Annotated in this window: 13 protein-coding genes; 4 read left to right on the top strand and 9 right to left on the bottom strand. The window is 54.4% G+C overall.

Annotated features, from left to right (window positions below; translation table 11 throughout):
* Positions 1-12: 12 nt before the first annotated feature.
* The 5 genes from CDH48_RS08270 to sdhC form a co-directional block, all read right to left on the bottom strand.
* A complete protein-coding gene (locus tag CDH48_RS08270) occupies positions 13-2,853 on the bottom strand; it encodes a 2-oxoglutarate dehydrogenase E1 component (RefSeq protein WP_100688265.1) in 2,841 nt (946 codons plus the stop codon).
* A 312-nt stretch (positions 2,854-3,165) separates the two neighbouring features.
* A complete protein-coding gene (locus CDH48_RS08265) occupies positions 3,166-3,870 on the bottom strand; it encodes a succinate dehydrogenase iron-sulfur subunit (protein WP_100688264.1) in 705 nt (234 codons plus the stop codon).
* A 14-nt stretch (positions 3,871-3,884) separates the two neighbouring features.
* Positions 3,885-5,657, bottom strand: coding sequence for a succinate dehydrogenase flavoprotein subunit (gene sdhA / locus CDH48_RS08260; RefSeq protein ID WP_100688263.1), 1,773 nt, complete (start codon positions 5,655-5,657; stop codon positions 3,885-3,887).
* A 3-nt stretch (positions 5,658-5,660) separates the two neighbouring features.
* Positions 5,661-6,008, bottom strand: coding sequence for a succinate dehydrogenase, hydrophobic membrane anchor protein (gene sdhD, locus CDH48_RS08255; protein ID WP_227521010.1), 348 nt, complete (start codon positions 6,006-6,008; stop codon positions 5,661-5,663).
* The gene (gene sdhC, locus CDH48_RS08250) at positions 5,999-6,376 is read right to left on the bottom strand and encodes a succinate dehydrogenase, cytochrome b556 subunit (protein ID WP_100688262.1); all 378 of its coding nucleotides are present in this window, start codon (positions 6,374-6,376) and stop codon (positions 5,999-6,001) included. The genes sdhD and sdhC overlap by 10 nt, the downstream gene beginning before the upstream one ends.
* A 478-nt stretch (positions 6,377-6,854) precedes the next feature.
* On the opposite strand from sdhC, the gene gltA reads away from it, so the two are divergent.
* Together gltA and CDH48_RS08240 are read left to right on the top strand one after the other, a co-directional pair.
* Complete coding sequence (gltA, locus tag CDH48_RS08245; protein WP_100688261.1) at positions 6,855-8,129, top strand: citrate synthase; 1,275 nt, start codon at positions 6,855-6,857, stop codon at positions 8,127-8,129.
* Between the two features lie 111 nt (positions 8,130-8,240).
* Positions 8,241-9,152 (top strand): NAD(P)-dependent oxidoreductase, encoded by a 912-nt coding sequence (locus CDH48_RS08240; RefSeq protein WP_318276860.1) that lies wholly within the window; start codon positions 8,241-8,243, stop codon positions 9,150-9,152.
* A 61-nt stretch (positions 9,153-9,213) separates the two neighbouring features.
* Here the strand turns inward: CDH48_RS08240 and topA are convergent, their stop codons facing one another.
* The 3 genes from topA to fadB all read right to left on the bottom strand — a co-directional run bounded on the left by topA (position 9,214) and on the right by fadB (position 15,479).
* On the bottom strand, positions 9,214-11,853 hold the full coding sequence (topA, locus tag CDH48_RS08235; protein ID WP_100688259.1) for a type I DNA topoisomerase: 2,640 nt from the start codon (positions 11,851-11,853) through the stop codon (positions 9,214-9,216).
* 269 nt (positions 11,854-12,122) lie between these two features.
* Positions 12,123-13,298: an acetyl-CoA C-acyltransferase FadA gene (fadA, locus tag CDH48_RS08230; protein ID WP_100688258.1), complete on the bottom strand. Its 1,176-nt coding sequence runs from the start codon at positions 13,296-13,298 to the stop codon at positions 12,123-12,125.
* Positions 13,299-13,331: 33 nt separating this feature from the next.
* Positions 13,332-15,479: a fatty acid oxidation complex subunit alpha FadB gene (fadB, locus tag CDH48_RS08225; RefSeq protein WP_100688257.1), complete on the bottom strand. Its 2,148-nt coding sequence runs from the start codon at positions 15,477-15,479 to the stop codon at positions 13,332-13,334.
* A 427-nt stretch (positions 15,480-15,906) separates the two neighbouring features.
* On the opposite strand from fadB, the gene CDH48_RS08220 reads away from it, so the two are divergent.
* Together CDH48_RS08220 and CDH48_RS08215 are read left to right on the top strand one after the other, a co-directional pair.
* Complete coding sequence (locus CDH48_RS08220) at positions 15,907-16,722, top strand: hypothetical protein (protein WP_100688256.1); 816 nt, start codon at positions 15,907-15,909, stop codon at positions 16,720-16,722.
* A 74-nt stretch (positions 16,723-16,796) separates the two neighbouring features.
* Complete coding sequence (locus CDH48_RS08215) at positions 16,797-17,228, top strand: universal stress protein (RefSeq protein WP_100688255.1); 432 nt, start codon at positions 16,797-16,799, stop codon at positions 17,226-17,228.
* An 87-nt stretch (positions 17,229-17,315) separates the two neighbouring features.
* Here the strand turns inward: CDH48_RS08215 and CDH48_RS08210 are convergent, their stop codons facing one another.
* Complete coding sequence (locus CDH48_RS08210; RefSeq protein WP_100688254.1) at positions 17,316-19,286, bottom strand: ATP-binding cassette domain-containing protein; 1,971 nt, start codon at positions 19,284-19,286, stop codon at positions 17,316-17,318.

Genomic DNA, 19,286 nt, shown 5'->3' with positions numbered 1-19,286 from the left:
TTCGGTAGCTCGTCAGATTTCAAACGCGTCGTTAACAAGTTTTTTCTGTTCTTCAATATGCACAGACATATGACCGACTGCCGGAGAGGCAGATGCCGCGCGCCCTGCATACTGCAGCGAAAGCTTGGGATTCAGGCGTTGCAGCGCATTGCGCATGTGGTGCTGACTGCAGTACCAGGCACCCTGGTTCATCGGCTCTTCCTGACACCATACAACGTGTTTCAGCTTTGTGTAAGGCGCCAGCGTCTCGTCCAGGTCCTCACCGGGGAACGGATAGAGCTGCTCGATACGAACAATGGCAACATCCTCACGCTCATCGGTTTTCTTCTTTTCCAACAGGTCGTAATAAACTTTTCCACTGCAAAGAATAACCCGGGTAACTTTTTTCGCTTCCGGCAATTCTTTCTCGGGAAGAACGGTCTGGAAGGTGCCTGAGGTGAGGTCGTCCAGATCCGAGGTGGCTTCCTTGTGGCGCAACAGACTCTTGGGCGTGATCGCAACCAGCGGCTTACGCAGCGGGCGCTTCACCTGACGGCGCAGCATGTGGAATATCTGGGATGGCGTTGTCGGCACACACACCTGAATGTTGTTCTGCGCGGAGAGCTGCAGGAATCGCTCAAGGCGGGCAGAACTGTGTTCGGGGCCCTGGCCCTCGTAACCATGCGGCAGCAGCAGTGTAAGGCCACACAGGCGACCCCACTTATGCTCACCACTGGTCAGGAACTGGTCGATAACAACCTGGGCACCGTTTGCGAAGTCGCCAAACTGGGCTTCCCACACTACAAGGGAATTGGGTGTGGTGGTTGCGTAACCATATTCGAACGCCATCACCGCTTCTTCGGAAAGCAGTGAGTCGTAGATCTCAAACTTGGGCTGGTCTTCAGAGAGCTGGGCAAGCGCAATATGCCTGGAGCCGTCTTTCTGATTATGCAGAACCGCATGGCGGTGGGAAAAGGTGCCCCGACCCACGTCCTGACCCGTGATCCGCACCGGGTGCCCCTCATTCAACAGCGTTGCGTAAGCCATGATTTCGCCGTAACCCCAGTTTATGGGAAGCGCACCCGCTGTCATTTTTTCCCGATCGGTTACGATCTTGGCAACCTGGCGCTGAATGCTGAAACCTTCCGGAACCTGGGTCAGTTTTTTACCCAATTTCTGAATGGTTTTCAGAGCGACGCTGGATTTGCACTTGGCCGTCCACTCGTGGCCCAGATAGGGAGTCCAGTCAACGTAGAGATCCTTGTTGGGTTCCTTCACCAGGGATTTGACTACATGTTCACCGTTATCCAGCGCGTCACGGTAGTCATTCTCCATTTCCTTGACTTCGTCCTCGCTCACAACACCTTCCGCAATCAGCTTGTCGGCGTAGATATTGCGCGTGGTTTTCAGCTTGCGGATTTTCTCGTACATCATCGGCTGGGTAGCTGCAGGCTCGTCCGCTTCGTTGTGGCCACGGCGGCGGTAGCACACCAGATCGATCACCACGTCGCCCTTGAACTCGTTACGGTAGTCCATTGCCATCTGAGTGACGAACACAACCGCTTCGGGATCGTCGGCGTTCACATGCAGTATGGGCGCCTGCACCATCTTGGCAACGTCCGTACAATACTCGGTGGAGCGTGCATCTTCCTGCTTGCTGGTGGTGAAGCCAACCTGGTTGTTGATGACGATGTGAATGGTGCCGCCCACCCCGAAACCACGGGTCTGGGACATCTGGAAGGTTTCCATCACCACACCCTGGCCGGCAAACGCGGCATCACCGTGCATGATCACGGGAACCACCTGATTGCCTTCGGTGTCATTTCGGCGAGTCTGACGCGCGCGTACAGAACCTTCAACAACCGGAGATACGATTTCCAGGTGCGACGGGTTGAATGCCATCGCAAGGTGTACTTCCCCACCCTCGGTCATCACATTCGATGAAAAACCCTGGTGGTACTTGACGTCACCGGAACCGGAGTCGGCGAGCTTTTTGCCTTCGAATTCGTCAAACAATTCCTTGGGGTTCTTGCCCAGGGTATTAACCAGCACGTTCAGGCGGCCACGGTGTGCCATACCCAGAACAATTTCCTTGGCACCATAGGAACCGGCACGCTGGATCAGTTCGTCCACGCAGGGAATCAGGCTTTCGCCGCCCTCGAGACCAAAGCGTTTAACACCCGGATAGCGGGAACCGAGATACTTCTCCAGGCCTTCCGCTGCCACAAGGCGCTCAAGAATGTGTTTGCGGGTTTTGGACTCGAAACCGGGCTCGGAGCGAACCGGTTCCATGCGCTGCTGGAACCAGCGTTTAATGCGCGTATCAACTACGTGCATATACTCGGCGCCGATGCTGCCGCAGTAGGTCTTCCGAAGCCCGTCAACGATATCGCCAAGTTTCATGGTTTCCGAGCCAAAGCTCAGGGAACCGGTCTGAAACTCCAGATCGCGATCGGACTCGGTCAAATCATGAAAAGACAGATCGAGATCTTCTACCTTGGGACGCTGCCAGACACCGAGCGGATCAAGCTTGGCTTCCTGGTGACCACGAAAGCGATAAGCGTTGATAAGCTGCAGGACACGAATCTGTTTTTTATCCGAATCTGAAATCGCACCAACCGGTACGCCGCTGGTGCTTGCGAGGAAACGCTGATTGCGGGAAATGTGTTCAAATTGCTCGCGAATAGAGGAATGATTCACGTCGCGGCCCTGATAGCCGTCAACGCTTGGTAGCTTGTCAAAATAGCTTCGCCATTCTTCAGGAATGGCATTTGGATCTGTCAGGTAGGTTTCAAAAAGCTGTTCAACATAGGCCAGATTTCCACCCTGCAAGTGGGAAGTCTGCCATAACTGCTCCATGATGCTTTCTTGCATTTTGAATAGCTCACCTTGGGCTGATGCGGGGAAGCCAAACATGGTCGGCCAAGGGCAATTACCAGTCAATACGGGTTTTTACGGGATCGACTGTGGTCATCACACCCAACACGGATGTTTTCCGTTCCCCAATGATTTTTATACTCAGCAACGCCGCAAGAAAATATGATGGTTCCCGCCACGGCTTGCGTAGTTTGCACCCGGGTAAGACCTTTGACTATAAGCCTTTGGTTGAAGGCCCCGCATGCATGCGAGGCCTTCCGGGTTCCAACCTGGTCAGAACAGTATAGCGTCTATATGAAATACTGCTGCTCAGGTCGTCCTGTGCAGCAACAGATTCCGGATATGGCCGATTGCCTTTGTGGGGTTCAGCCCTTTGGGACAAACGCTGACACAGTTCATGATACCCCGGCAACGGAACACGCTGAACGGGTCATCCAGATTGGCAAGCCGCTCGGCCTGAGCCGTGTCGCGGCTGTCTGCCAGAAAACGGTAGGCCTGCAACAACCCTGCCGGGCCGATAAACTTGTCCGGATTCCACCAGAACGACGGACAGGACGTTGAGCAGCAGGCACAGAGGATACACTCGTACAAACCGTCCAGCTTTTCCCGGTCTTCCGGAGACTGCAAACGCTCAATGGCAGGCGCCGGCGTGTCATTCACCAGGTACGGCATGATCTTCTCGTACTGTTTGTAGAACAGGCTCATATCCACAACGAGGTCGCGAATGACCGGCAATCCTGGCAGCGGGCGCAACACCAGCTTGCCGTTTTTCACCACTTGTGACACTGGCGTTATACAGGCCAACCCGTTCTTGCCGTTCATGTTCATGCCATCTGAACCGCAAACCCCCTCACGACAGGAGCGGCGATAGGCCATCGACGGATCCTTCTCCTTGATCAGATTAAGTACGTCAAGCACCATCAGATCCTTGCCTGCAGGAAGATCAACCTCGACATCCTGCATGTAGGGGGCATTGTCAGTTTCCGGGTTATAGCGGTATAGGCTTACCAACATTATGTGTGTTCCCCTTAGTAGGTCCGGACTTTAGGCTGGAAAGTATCGACTGTCTTGGGCGCAAAGTTAACGTCACGCTTGCCGATTCTCTTGTCCAGTGGGAAATAAAGAGAGTGCTTCAGCCAGTTCTCATCGTCACGCTCGGTGAAGTCGTTGCGGGCGTGGGCACCGCGACTTTCCTTGCGCTCGTGAGCTGCAATTGCCGTAGCCTGAGCCACTTCAAACAGGTTATCCAACTCCAGCGCCTCAATCCGTGCAGTGTTAAATGCGCTGCTGGTATCAGCAAGTTTGGTGTTGCGAACACGTTCTCCGATGGCTTCCAGCTTCTTCAGGCCTTCCTCCATGCTCTTGCCGTCACGGAATACGCCGAAGTAAAGCTGCATGCAGTTTTGCAGGTCTTTGCGAACCTCTGCAACGCTTTCGCCTTCTGAAGCGCTGTTCAGGCGGTCGAGTCGAGCCATGGCGCGCTTGATATCTTCTTCGCTGGCGCCGTCTACTTCAAAGCCGCCACGCAACTGCTCCTCAATGTGCAGACCCGCTGCACGCCCAAAGACCACGAGGTCCAGCAGCGAGTTCCCGCCCAGGCGGTTAGCACCGTGAACCGATACACATGCAGCCTCACCACAGGCAAACAGGCCGGGAATCGGCTTATCGTTCCCATTCTCGTCCTGGGTCAGCGCCTGGCCACCTACGTTAGTGGGAATGCCACCCATCATGTAGTGACAGGTAGGCACAACGGGAACCGGCTCTTTTACCGGATCAACGTGCGCGAAGGTACGGGAAAGCTCGCAGATACCTGGCAGGCGCAGGTTCAGGGTCTCTTCACCAAGATGATCCAGCTTCAGCAGAACGTGGTCTTTCTCCGGACCACAACCACGGCCCTCAAGAATTTCGATAACCATGGCCCTGGCTACAACGTCACGGCCGGCAAGATCCTTGGCATTCGGAGCGTAACGCTCCATAAAGCGCTCGCCCTCGGCATTGATGAGATAACCGCCCTCACCCCGGCAACCTTCGGTTACCAGAGTACCGGCACCGTAAATGCCTGTCGGGTGGAACTGCCACATCTCCATGTCCTGCATGGGGAAACCGGCACGCAATGCCATGCCAATACCGTCACCGGTATTGATCAGGGCGTTGGTTGTGGAAGCGTATATCCGGCCGGCACCGCCGGTAGCCAGAACCGTGGCCTTCGCCTTGATGTAAGCCACTTCCCCGGTTTCAATTTCGATGGCCACAACGCCCACAACTTCGTCTTTGCCGTTCTTGACGAGATCAACCGCATACCACTCGTTCAGGAACGTTGTGCCGCCTTTCAGGTTGGCCTGGTAAAGCGTGTGCAGGAGCGCATGGCCGGTGCGGTCAGCGGCAGCACAGGTGCGGGCAGCCTGCGTAGGGTTATCCGGCCCTTTGGACTGGCCACCAAACGGGCGCTGGTAGATTCGGCCCTGCTCGGTACGGGAAAACGGAAGCCCCATGTGCTCGAGTTCAAATACGGCCTGGGGCCCTACTGAACACATGTATTCAACAGCGTCCTGGTCGGCGATGTAGTCAGACCCCTTAACGGTGTCGTACATGTGCCAGCGCCAGTCATCGTTGGGGTCTGCACTTGCGATCGCACAGGTAATGCCACCCTGGGCAGACACTGTGTGCGAACGGGTCGGAAATACTTTTGTGATACAGGCCGTGTTAACGCCAGACTCGGTTAACTGCAGGGCCGCTCGCATACCGGCACCGCCACCACCGATAACAATTGCGTCGTATGACATGGTCTTGATATTAGCCATTAATTAAAGCCCCCAAATAATCTGAATACCCCAGACCACATACACGAAAATCACGAGCATGAACGCTGCCTGAAAGAGAAAACGCTGCATCGCGGATTTGATGTAGTCCGTGGAAACCGTCCAAAGTCCAACCCAAGCATGGGCACCGATCGAAAGAAGGGTCAGCAGCGTAAATATCTTGAACCACGACTGATCAAACAATGCCGACCATGTTTGGTAATCAACATCGGTTGTCGCAAAAAAACCGATCAGAAACAGCGTGTAAAAGGCTAATACATAGGCAGAGACCCGCTGGATGATCCAGTCCTGGATACCATTACGACCAAGATTGGTCACACTATTCATGCCCATACCCAAACTCCTGCCAGAACGATGAGGATGACGGAAACTGCAATGGTAATCTTCGCGGCTGCACGCCCGCTCTCCAGCTCTTCACCGATACCCATGTCCATGAGCAGGTGCTTGATACCTGCAACCAGGTGATACAGCAGAGCAGACAGGATGCCCCAGACAATCAGCTTGGCAAGGAAGCTGTTCAGCAGTTCACTGACCTGGCTGAAGCCTTCTTCCCCCGACAGGGAAAGCTGAAGCCCGTAAAGCAGGAACGCAACACCAACAAAAATGATGATGCCGCTGATGCGGTGCAATATGGACGTAATGGCTGGCAGCGGAAAATGAAACTTGCCGAGATCGAGATTTACTGGTCGTTTGCTATTCACAGCGCTCTCACACTCTCTCTTGATGCCGCGGGACCGGAAAACCGGTGGCGGATGGTTGGTATGTTAGGCTCGGATGTTCGATACGAAACCGACAACCGAATGGTTCAGGAGGGCGGACACCAACCAGGTAGCTTGCTACGCACAAGCACCCAAGACGATGAATCCCCGATTCCGGGCTACGGATTATAAGGAGGCGCCCGTATAATTACAAACGCGCAACCGGTGCGAAATTCCGACTAAAACCTTAACACAGCAAGCTATTAGGCGTATTGACAAATGCTTTTTTTGGCAGCAGACGGCATTATTCGTGATATCCCTGATTTACAACAAGGACTCAATCACGCGGTTTCCGCACTCTTTCATTGACAAAAAAAGGCAACGCCCTATATTTTGCCGCCAGTTTTGCGATAATACGCGACTTCTCGCGCAACTATAAAAGGCAGCCGGCGCTGCCAGAGCTGATAAACAGGAGAGCACTATGACCGACAGGAAAGCCACGCTCTCGGTGGGAGACAAGTCCATTGAGCTACCGGTTTATTCCGGCACCGTAGGCCCTGACGTTATTGACGTACGAAGCCTGGTCCAGCACGGCGTTTTCACTTACGACCCGGGGTTTGTTTCCACAGCCTCCTGCGAGTCGGCAATCACCTACATTGATGGTGAAAACGGCGTACTTCTGCACCGGGGTTATCCGATCGAGCAACTCGCAGAGCACTCGGATTATCTGGAAGTCTGTTACCTGCTCCTCAAGGGCGAGCTACCCACCGCTGAGGAAAACAGGCAGTTCCACGAAACCATCAAGAATCACACCATGCTCCATGACCAGATGCGTAATTTCTTCCACGGTTTCCGCCGGGATGCGCATCCGATGGCTATCATGTGCGGTGTGGTCGGAGCGCTTTCAGCGTTTTATCACGACCAGATGGATGTTACCGACGAGCATCAACGGGAAATCACAGCCCATCGTCTGGTCGCCAAGATGCCGACCATTGCGGCCTGGTGCTACAAGTACAGCATTGGCCAGCCTTTTGTGTATCCAAGGAATGATCTTTCCTACGCTGAGAACTTCCTGCAGATGATGTTTGGCGTTCCCTGCGAGACCTACGAGCCAAACCCGATTCTGGCGAAAGCCATGGACCGGATATTTATTCTGCATGCAGACCACGAACAGAATGCCTCCACGTCCACGGTTCGGCTGGCAGGTTCATCGGGTGCCAACCCCTACGCCTGCATTGCATCCGGCATTGCAGCGCTCTGGGGCCCGGCTCACGGCGGCGCCAACGAGGCGGTACTGGAAATGCTCGCTGAAATCGGCGACGAATCCAACATTGAAAAGTTCATCGCCAAGGCCAAGGACAAAGACGACCCGTTCCGCCTGATGGGCTTTGGCCACCGGGTGTACAAGAACTTCGATCCGCGCGCCAAGGTCATGGCTGAGACAGCGCATGAAGTATTGGGCGAGCTGGGCCTTGAAAACGATCCGCTGCTGAAAATAGCACAGCGCCTGGAGAAGATTGCCCTTGAAGACGAGTACTTCGTGGAGCGCAAACTCTACCCGAACGTGGACTTCTATTCCGGCATTATCCTCAAAGCCATGGGCATCCCCACGTCCATGTTTACGGTTATTTTTGCCATGTCGCGTACCATCGGCTGGTTCTCACACTGGAATGAAATGGTGAGTGGCGATTACCGCATTGGCAGACCGCGTCAGCTTTACACTGGCTCAACCGCGCGGGATTACCCTCAGAAGTAGAGCCCTGTCAGTTTCGAGGCCGCTGATTCAGCGGCCTTTTTTTTGGACATTTGGCTACCAGTCTTTTTACACCGGCAGGCCACGAACTCTGTGCTAAGTTAAGCTCTACACATCTTCAAGGAGAAACTGATGACTACAGCAACTTTTATCGGTCTTGGTGTAATGGGCTACCCCATGGCGGGCCACCTGGCACGGGCAGGCTTGACCGTGCGAGTCTGGAACCGCTCAGCAGAAAAGTCCCGGCAATGGGCCAGAGACTACCCGGGAACTGCATGCCAGAGCATTGAGGACGCCGTCAAAGGCGCTGATTTTGTTCTGACCTGCGTAGGCGCTGACAGGGATCTCATCGCAGTTTACGAAGGCAGTGAAGGCATTCTGGCCCATGCGGAACCCGGCGCCATTCTGGTGGACCATACCACCGCTTCCGCCGGCGTAGCCGAGAGACTCGCCGAAGCCTCACGCAAGGCGGGCATGGGTTTTATAGATGCACCAGTATCAGGAGGCCAGCAAGGGGCTGAAAACGGCCAGCTCACCATCATGTGTGGGGGCACCGAGCCCGATTACGCAAAAGCCGAGCCGGTGCTTCAACATTATGCCCGGGCCCTGAACCTGATGGGCCCTGCAGGTAGTGGCCAGAAGACCAAGATGGTCAACCAGATTGCCATTGCAGGCCTGGTTCAGGGGCTCTCAGAGGCCCTGCACTTCGCGGAGCAGGCGAATCTTGATGTGAGAAAGGTTGTGGATGTGATCTCGAAGGGCGCCGCCCAGTCCTGGCAAATGGAGAATCGTTCAGGAACCATGATTGATGGCGAGTTTGATCATGGATTTGCGGTGGACTGGATGCGCAAGGATCTGGGCATATGCCTGGAGGAAGCCCGTAAAGTGAATGCTTCACTGCCGGTTACCGCTCTGGTGGACCAGTTCTACGGGGATGTCCAGGAAATGGGCGGAAGGCGCTGGGACACGTCCTCGCTGATCCAGAGATTGCGACGCTTCCGGTCAACAAAACATAAACCGGCTTAACCAAAAGAGGGGTAGTAAATTGCCTACCCCTCTTTTTTTTTGATCAGCCGCTTCCACAAGGTCACTTCTGGCGTGGTTGCCACTTCCCATTTATATACCACGCAGACCAGCCAGTAGCTTTGCCGTCTTTTTCCGACATCACGTACTGCTCTTTCGTTTTACGACTATAACGGATGACTGTGGGATTGCCCTCGGGGTCCCGTTCAGGGGCATCCATCAGGTAGTCATGTTTCGGATCGATCTCGTCCCGGTGTGGTTTGATCTCCATCACCAGCGGCGGACGGGTTTCACGGTTTTTGGGAAACTTGCTGGCGGCAAGGAAAAGCCCGGAGGCGCCATCACGCAGAACATAGGTGTCATCCACCTTCTGGCACTTCAGCTCTGGCATGGGAACCGGATCCATCTTGGGGGGCGCAGGCTCGCCGCTCTTCAACAGTTTGCGTGTGTTCTTGCAGCTGTCATTGGTACACCCGAAGTACTTGCCAAAGCGACCGGTTTTCAACTGCATCTCGGAGCCGCACTTGTCGCACTCAAGTGTGGGGCCATCATAGCCTTTTATCCGGAACGTACCTTCTTCAACTTCGTAACCTGAACAGTCGGGGTTGTTACCACAAACGTGGAGTTTGCGGGTTTCGTCCACCAGATAGCTGTCCATGGCAGTAGAGCATATCGGGCAGCGACGCTTCTTGCGCAGCAGTCGGGTTTCACCCTCGCCTTCCACATCATCATCGGCACTGACAACCTCATCGCCGGAGACCAGGTTGATGGTGGTCTTGCAACGCTCTTTTGGAGGCAACGAATAACCCGAGCACCCCAAAAACACACCGGTACTGGCAACGCGAATCTGCATATTGCGACCGCAGGTGGGGCACGGAATACTGGTTTCCGTTGGCGTATTCGGGCGCATGCCGCCTTCGCCTTCTTCCGTTTCAGCAGCCTCCAGTTGCTGGCGGAAGCGGGCATAAAAGTCGTTGAGAACCTTCTTCCAGTCCACCTCGCCTTCGGCGATATGATCAAGATCTCCTTCCATCTTGGCTGTAAAATCATAATCCATCAGATTGGAGAAAGACTCGCACAGACGCTCAGTGACAATTTCGCCCATTTTTTCTGCGTAAAAACGCCGGTTCTGAAGCCGTACGTAGCCCCGATCCTGAATGGTGGAAATAATCGAAGCATAGGTGGATGGCCGGCCAATACCCTGTTTCTCCAGTTCTTTTACCAGGCTCGCTTCCGTGTAGCGCGGAGCCGGCTTGGTGAAATGCTGGCTTGGCTCCAGCTTTTCCAGGCTTAACGCTTCCCCGACCTGGATATCGGGCAGGGCAATATCTTCCTCTTTTTTGGCCGATTGAGGCGCCACTTTCAGAAAACCATCAAACTTGATAATGCGACCGCGGGTACGCAGCTCATAATCGCCGTTAGCCACCACGATAGACGTACTGAGGAATTCCGCCTCTGACATCTGGCAGGCAACAAACTGGCGCCAGATAAGCTCATAGAGCTTCTCAGCGTCCTTCTCAAGGCCACTGATGGCAGAAGCCTGACGGGCTACCTCGGTGGGGCGAATGGCTTCGTGTGCTTCCTGAGCCCCCTCTTTACTACCGTAAACCCTGGGCTTTGCAGGCAGGTAACGGTCACCAAACTGATCCTTGATGTAATCGCGACAACTGTTAACAGCGTCCTGACTCAGGTTGGTGGAGTCGGTACGCATGTAGGTAATGTAGCCGGCTTCATACAGGCGCTGAGCCAGCATCATGGTTTTCTTGACACTGAATCCCAGGCGGTTACTTGCAGCCTGCTGCAATGTGGACGTGATAAACGGGGCTCCCGGGCGGGACCGGGTCGGCTTGTCTTCGCGCTTGGCTACCTCGAAACTGCCAGCCTTGAGGCGCTCAACGTGCTTATTGCTCTGCTGTTCATTAACAGGGCGATAAGGCTTGTCGTTGTAACGGGTAACTTCGAAACGCACCGGTTGCGCACTGGCTTTGGCACCCAGCCCGGCAAACAACTGCCAATACTCTTCCGGAACGAAGGCGCGGATATCACGCTCACGCTCTACTATCAAACGCACCGCGACGGACTGCACACGCCCTGCCGACAACCCCCGGGCGAGTTTGGCCCACAACAGTGGTGAAACCATGTAACCCACAACACGGTCAAGGAAACGCCGCGCCTGCTGAGCATTCACCTGGTTGGTGTCAAGGCTTCCCGGATTTTCAAACGCTTCCTGAATGGCACGTTTGGTAATTTCGTTGAACACCACACGCCGATACTTTTCAGGCTCTCCACCAATGGTCTGTTTGAGGTGCCAGGCAATGGCTTCCCCCTCGCGGTCAAGATCCGTTGCGAGGTAGATATGATCGGCAGATTTCGCCAGCCGTTTGAGTTCGCTGACAACCTTTTCCTTGCCCGGAAGAATTTCGTATCGGGCACTCCAGTCACGATCAGGGTCAACACCCATACGGGCAACCAGCTGCTCCCGGGCCTTGCGTTTTTTATGCGCAATTTTATCTTCAGGGCTGAGCTTACGGGTGACGGCTGCCTGCCTGGCACGCTCTTTCGGATCAGACTGGGACCCGCTGCCACTGACAGGGAGATCACGAATGTGCCCGACGCTCGACTTCACAATGAACTCGGAGCCCAGGTACTTGTTGATGGTCTTCGCTTTCGCTGGTGACTCGACAATTACGAGACTTTTACCCATATCGGAGATCTATATCCTTTGCGAACAATCGGTCACTGAAAAGCAGACCGTAAACTCGCTGTAAAATCAATCGGCTGGAAAACACAGGGAGCCGCCATTATGTTCAGGCCCACTGTTTTACAGGGTCAGCAATATCAAGACAACCCATTCTTTGTATCAGTCGCGGTTTTTTCAGTACTGAAAATGGCTTCCTGTCGCTGCCCTGAAAGCAGGAAGGCCCGGCGCATGCCGGGCCTTCCATGAAAGCGTTACTGCGCCCGATTAACGGATCACAGACGCTCCCAGACCGTCGCAATGCCCTGGCCAAGGCCGATACACATGGTGGAAACACCAAGCTTACCGCCTTTGTCCTGCATTACGTTCAACAGGGTTGTGGAGATACGGGCACCGGAGCAGCCCAGCGGATGACCTAGAGCAATCGCGCCGCCGTTCAGGTTAACCTTCTCTTCCATTACGCCCAGCAGTTTCAGGTCTTTCAGGACCGGCAACGACTGACCGGCAAAGGCTTCGTTCAGTTCCCAGAAGTCGATATCTTCAACTTTCAGACCTGCACGCTTGAGCGCCTTTTTGGTTGCGGGCACCGGGCCGTAACCCATGATTGCGGGATCACAGCCGGCAACAGCCATGCTGCGAATCTTCGCAATCGGCTTCAGCCCAAGGGCTTGTGCACGCTCTGCGGACATCAGTACCATCGCAGAGGCACCGTCAGTCAATTGCGAGGACGTACCCGCCGTTACGGTACCGTTCTTGGGATCAAAAGCCGGCTTGAGCTGGCCAAGAGATTCCACAGTGGTGTCCGGGCGAATAGTCTCATCCTGCTCAATCAGCACCTTGAAGCCATTCTCATCGTGACCCTCGATGGGTACGATTTCATTCTTGAAACGGCCTTCCAGGGTTGCTTCGTGGGCCAGACGATGCGAGCGGGCACCGAACTCGTCCTGCTGCTGACGGGTGATGCCATGCATTTTGGCCAGCATCTCAGCGGTCAGACCCATCATGTTCGAGGCTTTGGCAGTGTATTTGGAAGCGGCCGGGTTGTGGTCGAAACCTTCGGTCATGGGTACGTGCCCCATGTGCTCTACACCACCAACCATGAACACATCACCGTTACCGGTCATGATGGCCTGCGCCGCGGTATGGATAGCGCTCATGGAAGAACCACACAGACGGTTAATCGTCTGGGCTGCAGACTCATGAGGGATTCGGGTCAGCAGGGAAATCTGCCGCGCCACGTTAAAGCCCTGCTCCTTGGTCTGGTTTACACAGCCCCAGATAACATCTTCAACTTCTTTCGGGTCGAGCTTCGGGTTGCGCTCAAACAGTGCTTCGATCAGCGCAGCCGACAGGGTCTCCGCACGCACGTTACGGAAACAACCATTTTTGGCACGACCCATCGGAGTCCGCACGCAATCGACGACGACAACGTCTCTCGGATTAAGGCTCATAGATCTTTCTCCGTTCGGAAATCTCGTTCAGGGTTAGCCAAAAAACTTTTCACCAGTTTTGGCCATTTCACGCAGCTTCTCGGTCGGGTGGTAAAGAGGACCAAGATCTGCATACTTGTCTGCCAGTTCAACGAACTTGTCTACGCCCATGTCGTCGATATAACGCAGAGCGCCACCACGGAACGGCGGGAAACCGATACCGTAGATCAGACCCATATCGGCATCAGCCGGGTCTTCAACAATGCCGTCTTCCAGGCAGCGAACGGTTTCGAGGCACAAAGGAATCATCATGCGGGCAATGATATCTTCCTCACTGAAATCACCCTTGCCCTGAACGACCGGCTCGATCAGCTTGTAGGTGTCCTCATCAACCACCTTCTTCTGTTTGCCTTTGCGGTCCAGTTCGTATTTATAGAAGCCCTTGTCATTTTTCTGGCCGTAACGGTCGTTCTCGAACATTACTTCTACGGCTGACTTGAAGTCGGCCTTCATGCGATCAGGAAAACCCTCAGCCATTACTTCATTGGCATGCTTGGCTGTGTCCATACCCACTACGTCGAGCAGGTAGGCAGGCCCCATCGGCCAACCGAACTTTTCCATCACCTTGTCCACTTTCTGGAAGTCGGCACCATCGCGGATCAATCCGGAGAAACCGCCAAAGTACGGGAACAGGACGCGGTTCACCAGGAAGCCCGGGCAATCGTTTACAACAATCGGGGTCTTGCCCATGGCCTTGGCGTAAGCAACGGTGGTCGCAATCGCCCGGTCACTGGTTTTCTTGCCACGGATCACCTCAACCAGCGGCATCATATGTACCGGGTTAAAGAAGTGCATACCGCAGAAATTTTCCGGGCGTTTCAGATTCTTGGCCAGAAGGTCGATGGAAATAGTGGACGTGTTGGACGTCAGAATGGCGTCGTCACGGACCATCTCTTCAGTTTCACGCAGAACCGAGTCTTTTACCTTCGCGTTTTCAACAACCGCTTCAACAACCAGATCTACGTTCTTGAAATCACCGTAGTTCAGCGTTGGGGTAATGCTGTTGAGGACATCAGCCATTTTACCGACATCCATCCTGCCTTTGCTGACGCGCTTGGTGAGAAGCTTCTTCGCTTCCTTCAGGCCCAGGTTGATGCCGTCCTGGTTAATATCCTTCATGATGATGGGCGTGCCCTTCAGTGCAGACTGATAAGCCACACCGCCACCCATAATGCCGGCCCCCAGTACGGCAGCCAGTTTTACATCAGAAGCTTCTTTTCCCCATGCCTTGGCTTTCTTCTTGAGTTCCTGATCGTTCAGGAACAAGCCAACAAGACAGGCTGCAACATTGGTTTTTGCCATCTTGGCAAAACCTTTGGCTTCCACTTCAATGGCCTTGTCGCGGGTCATGCCAGCGTGCTTTTGCATCACCTTGATAGCTTCTACCGGTGCCGGGTAATTCTTGCCCGCCTTTCCACCGACAAACGCCTTGGAGATTTCGAACGCCATCATGCTTTCCATGGCATTCAGCTTGATCTTGCCTTTCTTCTCTTCACGACGCGCTTCGTAGTCAAGCTTGCCTTCGTTGCACTGATTGATGATGGCAACAGCGGCTTCCACCAGCTTTTCCGGTTCAACGATCGCATCGACAGCGCCGGTTTTGAGAGCTGCGTCGGCACGGTTTTCTGAACCACCGGAAATCCATTCAACGGCGTTATCCACACCTATGAGGCGGGACAGGCGAACTGTACCGCCAAAACCCGGGAAGATGCCCAGCTTGACTTCCGGCAGGCCAACTTTCGCCGTGGGTGCCATAACCCGGTAGTCGGTCGCCAGGCACATTTCAAACCCACCGCCCAGAGCAATGCCATTGATCGCGGTAACGGTGGGGAACGGAAGATCTTCTACCGCGCTGAAAATGGCATTGGCTTTCAGGTTGTTGGCAACCAGATCTTCTTCGGAACCGGCAAACAGTTCGGTAAACTCTGTAATGTCGGCACCCACTATGAAACCGTCTTTGGAGCTGGTTACCACCAGCCCCTTGAGTTTCTTCTGTGCTTTGAGTGCATCAGTCGCGGCGTTCAGCTCTTCAATGGTAAGACGGTTGAACTTGTTTACCGACTCGCCCTGCAAGTCGAAGTCCAACTGAGCGATCCCGCCTTCGATCTCTTTAACCGTGATGGCTTTACCTTCGTAAATCATCAACTGATCTCCAGTCTGTGTTTGGAACTGCTGACAGCTTTGAACATACTCGTCTGATGAGTTGTCAGAGCTGTTTCATGCAGCGAGATTTCGGTCACTGCCCGATTAATCGACCAAAAATTCATACAGTCGTTTGAATCGTGAGGGCACACGATGTGAAAAAACAGCCCGTTTGTCAATTCGTTTCTTTGTGAACAGGCACAATGTGTACTTCTTTTTCCGGTTTTCCAGATCAGATTCCATGTTTTTCAGTGGCCTACACTATACATCAAAGAAAAAACCTGAACTTCATCACGCAAATTTCAAAGATATTTACATTTCCCGCAGCCAGCACCCGCAAAACTGCTTGATTGGCCGGGGAACATACTTTACCTTCGATCTACGACTTTGGTACACAATAATAAATGCATTACGGAGACACAATCCGATGGAAACCACCCACCTGCGGACACGTTCCCTGGTCGCCGTGTTCTTTATCTTCCTGTTGACATCCGTGAGTGTAAAGGCTCAGGAAGCAGACAACTTTCTCGCTCAGCTCCATGCTTTTCGCGTGAGTAACTATATTTCACTTGATGCCTATTACCGGTTCAGTGGAAGCGGCAGCACCGACACCCTGAACGAGATCGTGGCAGGTATCAATGCAGCCAACGAGGCCATGAACTTTCTCGCAAACAGCACCAGCGGCGTGCTTTCCAGCCAGCAGATCGAGAAGCTCAGTGATGAGTTTGCCAAATTCAAAAATCTGATGCGCGATAATATCAACGATGTGCGCAATACCGGCTATCCGGATTTGCGCCTTGTTGCTGATATGGCCAACCAGGCGCTGGCGATGAATGATATGGCCACCGAGTTTTATCAGGTTGCGCAGGAGAATTCACAGACCAGTACCAACCCGAGAGTTGAAGCCGCCAGGATGGGCGCCGTGAAAATAGCACAGATGATGGCGAAATACGCTGTGCGGACAAATTCTTCCGTTTCCCAGACGTTCCAGGGCTCATCAACAGAAACGTCGCTCGACGAACAGGCCCGGGAATTTGACGCCCTGCTCAAAAACCTGAACGAGGGCGAAAGCGATGGCGAGCTACAGGCGCTATTGAGCGATGTAACCTCCAAATGGCAATTTATTCGCGGCTCTTTCATCAACTACAACGAAAACAACGTCGGCTTTGTAATTGACAGATACTCCAAGCGTATCCTGGAAAGCCTGACTATGGCTATCGGCCTGCTCCAGCAAAGTGCCTGAGCGGGGCCCGGCCCTTCCCACGATCAGGTTCGCGTATTATGCTGTAACAAAGCCGTTACGTTAAGGAGTTAGGGATGCCTACTTACAAGAATATGCTGGTTGCCATCGATCTTACTGAAGAAGCCCCTCAGGTTCTTGAAAAAGCCAGAGCCATGAGCGATGCCCATGGTGCAAACCTGATTCTCGTGCATGTAGTAGAGCCTGTGGGCTACGCCTATGGTGGCGACATACCGATGGATCTGACCGAGCTTCAGGACCAGTTGGACAAAGCCGCCCGGGAACAGCTCTCCGTCTACGGTGAGCAGTATGGCGTGGATAAAGCCAACCAGATTGTGACGGTTGGCCGCCCCGAGTCTGAAATTCACCGCCTGGTTAAAGAGCAGGCAGTAGACCTGGTGGTTGTGGGCAGTCACGGCAGAAAGGGCTTCCAACTGCTCCTTGGTTCCACCGCCAACGGCGTTCTGCACGGTTCTGAATGCGATGTACTGGCGGTAAGGATCCGATAAAGCTCTTGCGGCAGGCACGGAAAACCCGGCGACACAGACAGAGTGTCCCGGGTTTTATTGTGCGCGGAAAAAGGTTTTCAGGGAAACCTAACTGAGAGCCTGTTCTTCAAGCTCCATCCATCTCTCAATCACTTTTTCCAGGCGAGCCTCCTTCTGCTCCAGCTCCTCCAGGGTTTTGGCAACTTCCTCAGGTGGCCCTGAATAAAAATCGGCAGACGAAATGCGATCCTGAATGCCCGCAACCTCCTTCTCAAGAGCCTCTATTTGCCCCGGTAGCTGCTCCAGCTCGAGCTTCAGCTTATAGCTCAGCTTGGCGGGTTTCGATTTGTTCGCCGCACCACCTCCCGGCTGCGACTGATTGCTTGCGTCTTTTGCAGGTGCGGTGCTCTGCGTTGCGTTGCGCACTTGCTTGCCGGTTTTGGCCGCCTTGTCGTGCCGGTCGGGGCGGGCACCACTGGTTTCTGCCGGAAAACGCCCACCCTGGCGTCGCCAGTCGCTGTAGCCACCCACGTATTCACGCACCGCGCCGGAGCCGTCAAGAAACACGGTTTCGGTTACCACGTTGTCAAGAAACTCCCGGTCGTGACTGATAACAATCACCGTTCCGGCAAATTCCGCCAATTGCTCTTCCAGCAGCTCCAGGGTTTCAACGTCCAGATCGTTGGTTGGCTCATCAAGCACCAGAATATTCGCCGGCTTACTGAACAGCTTGGCAAGCAGCAAGCGCGCTCGCTCACCGCCGGAAAAAACCCGGACCGGCGACCGGGCCCGCTCCGGTGTAAACAGGAATTCCTGCAGGTAGCCAAGCACATGCTTGCTCTGACCGTTGATATCAATAAACTCCCGGCCTTCAGACAGATTGTCGAGAGCATTGCGGTCAAGGTCCAGTTCGCCACGGAGCTGGTCGAAATAGGCAACCTGCAAGTTGGTACCCAGGCGAATGGAGCCCTCTGTAGGCTTGAGGTCGCCCAACAACAAACGCACCAGCGTTGTCTTGCCGGTGCCGTTTTCCCCCACTAGACCAATCTTGTCGCCCCTGAGCACTGTGAGATTCATATTACGGATGACCGGCGTACCGTCCGCATAGGCAAAGCCGGCATCGATGGCTTCAACAACCAGCTTGCCCGAGCGCGCAGCATCCTCCACCGCGAAACTTGCGGTACCGCCCCGAACGCGACGCTGCCGGTGCTCCTCACGCATTGCCTTGAGCGCCCTCACCCGACCCATATTACGGGTTCTCCTGGCCTTGATGCCCTGGCGAATCCAGGCTTCTTCCTGCTTCAGACGTTTGTCAAAAAGCGCATTTTCCCGCTCTTCCTCCTCCAGTGCCTTTTCCTTTAATTCGAGATAACGATCGTAAGAGGCTGCAAAACTGACCAGTTTCCCACGGTCCAGTTCTACCACCCGGGTTGCCATACGCCTGATAAAGGCGCGGTCGTGACTCACGAACAGCATGGCACCGCGGAAGGCACCCAACGCTTCTTCGAGCCAGGCAATTGCGGGCACATCAAGGTGGTTGGTAGGCTCGTCCAGCAACAGGATATCCGGTTCGCCAACCAGAGCTCTGGCCAGTAACACCCGACGTTGCCAGCCACCTGACAATGTGTCCAGTCGCTGATCCGGATCTATACCGTATTGCGCCAGAACAGCGGTAACCTTCTGGTCAAGCCGCCAGCCGTCAAGAGCTTCAATCCGTTCCTGAACCTTCATCATACGATCAAGGCTGGCTTCATCGGCCTGCTGCGCAAGGGTGTGGAACTCCGCCAGCAGCTGTCCGGTTTCCGGAAATGCGCCGGAAACAACTTCATACGCGGTTCTGGAGTCATCAGACGGAAGGTTCTGTGGCAGAACGGCCAGCACGGCGCCCTCTTCAAGGCGCACCTTGCCGCCATCAGGAATGACCTCTCCGCTGACAATCTTGAGCAAGGTTGATTTGCCCTCGCCGTTTCGTCCCAACAGGCACACCCGCTCCCCGGCTTCAATACTGAGTGAGGCCTGGTCAAGCAACGGGTGCATCCCAAAGGCCAGGGAAATCGAATCCAGCGTTAACAGTGGCAC

The organism is Marinobacter aromaticivorans (assembly GCF_002806975.1).
Classification (GTDB): Bacteria; Pseudomonadota; Gammaproteobacteria; order Pseudomonadales; family Oleiphilaceae; genus Marinobacter; species Marinobacter aromaticivorans.
The sequence above is the reverse complement of the archived record's forward strand: the minus strand, read 5'-3'. Positions and strand labels throughout refer to the sequence as shown.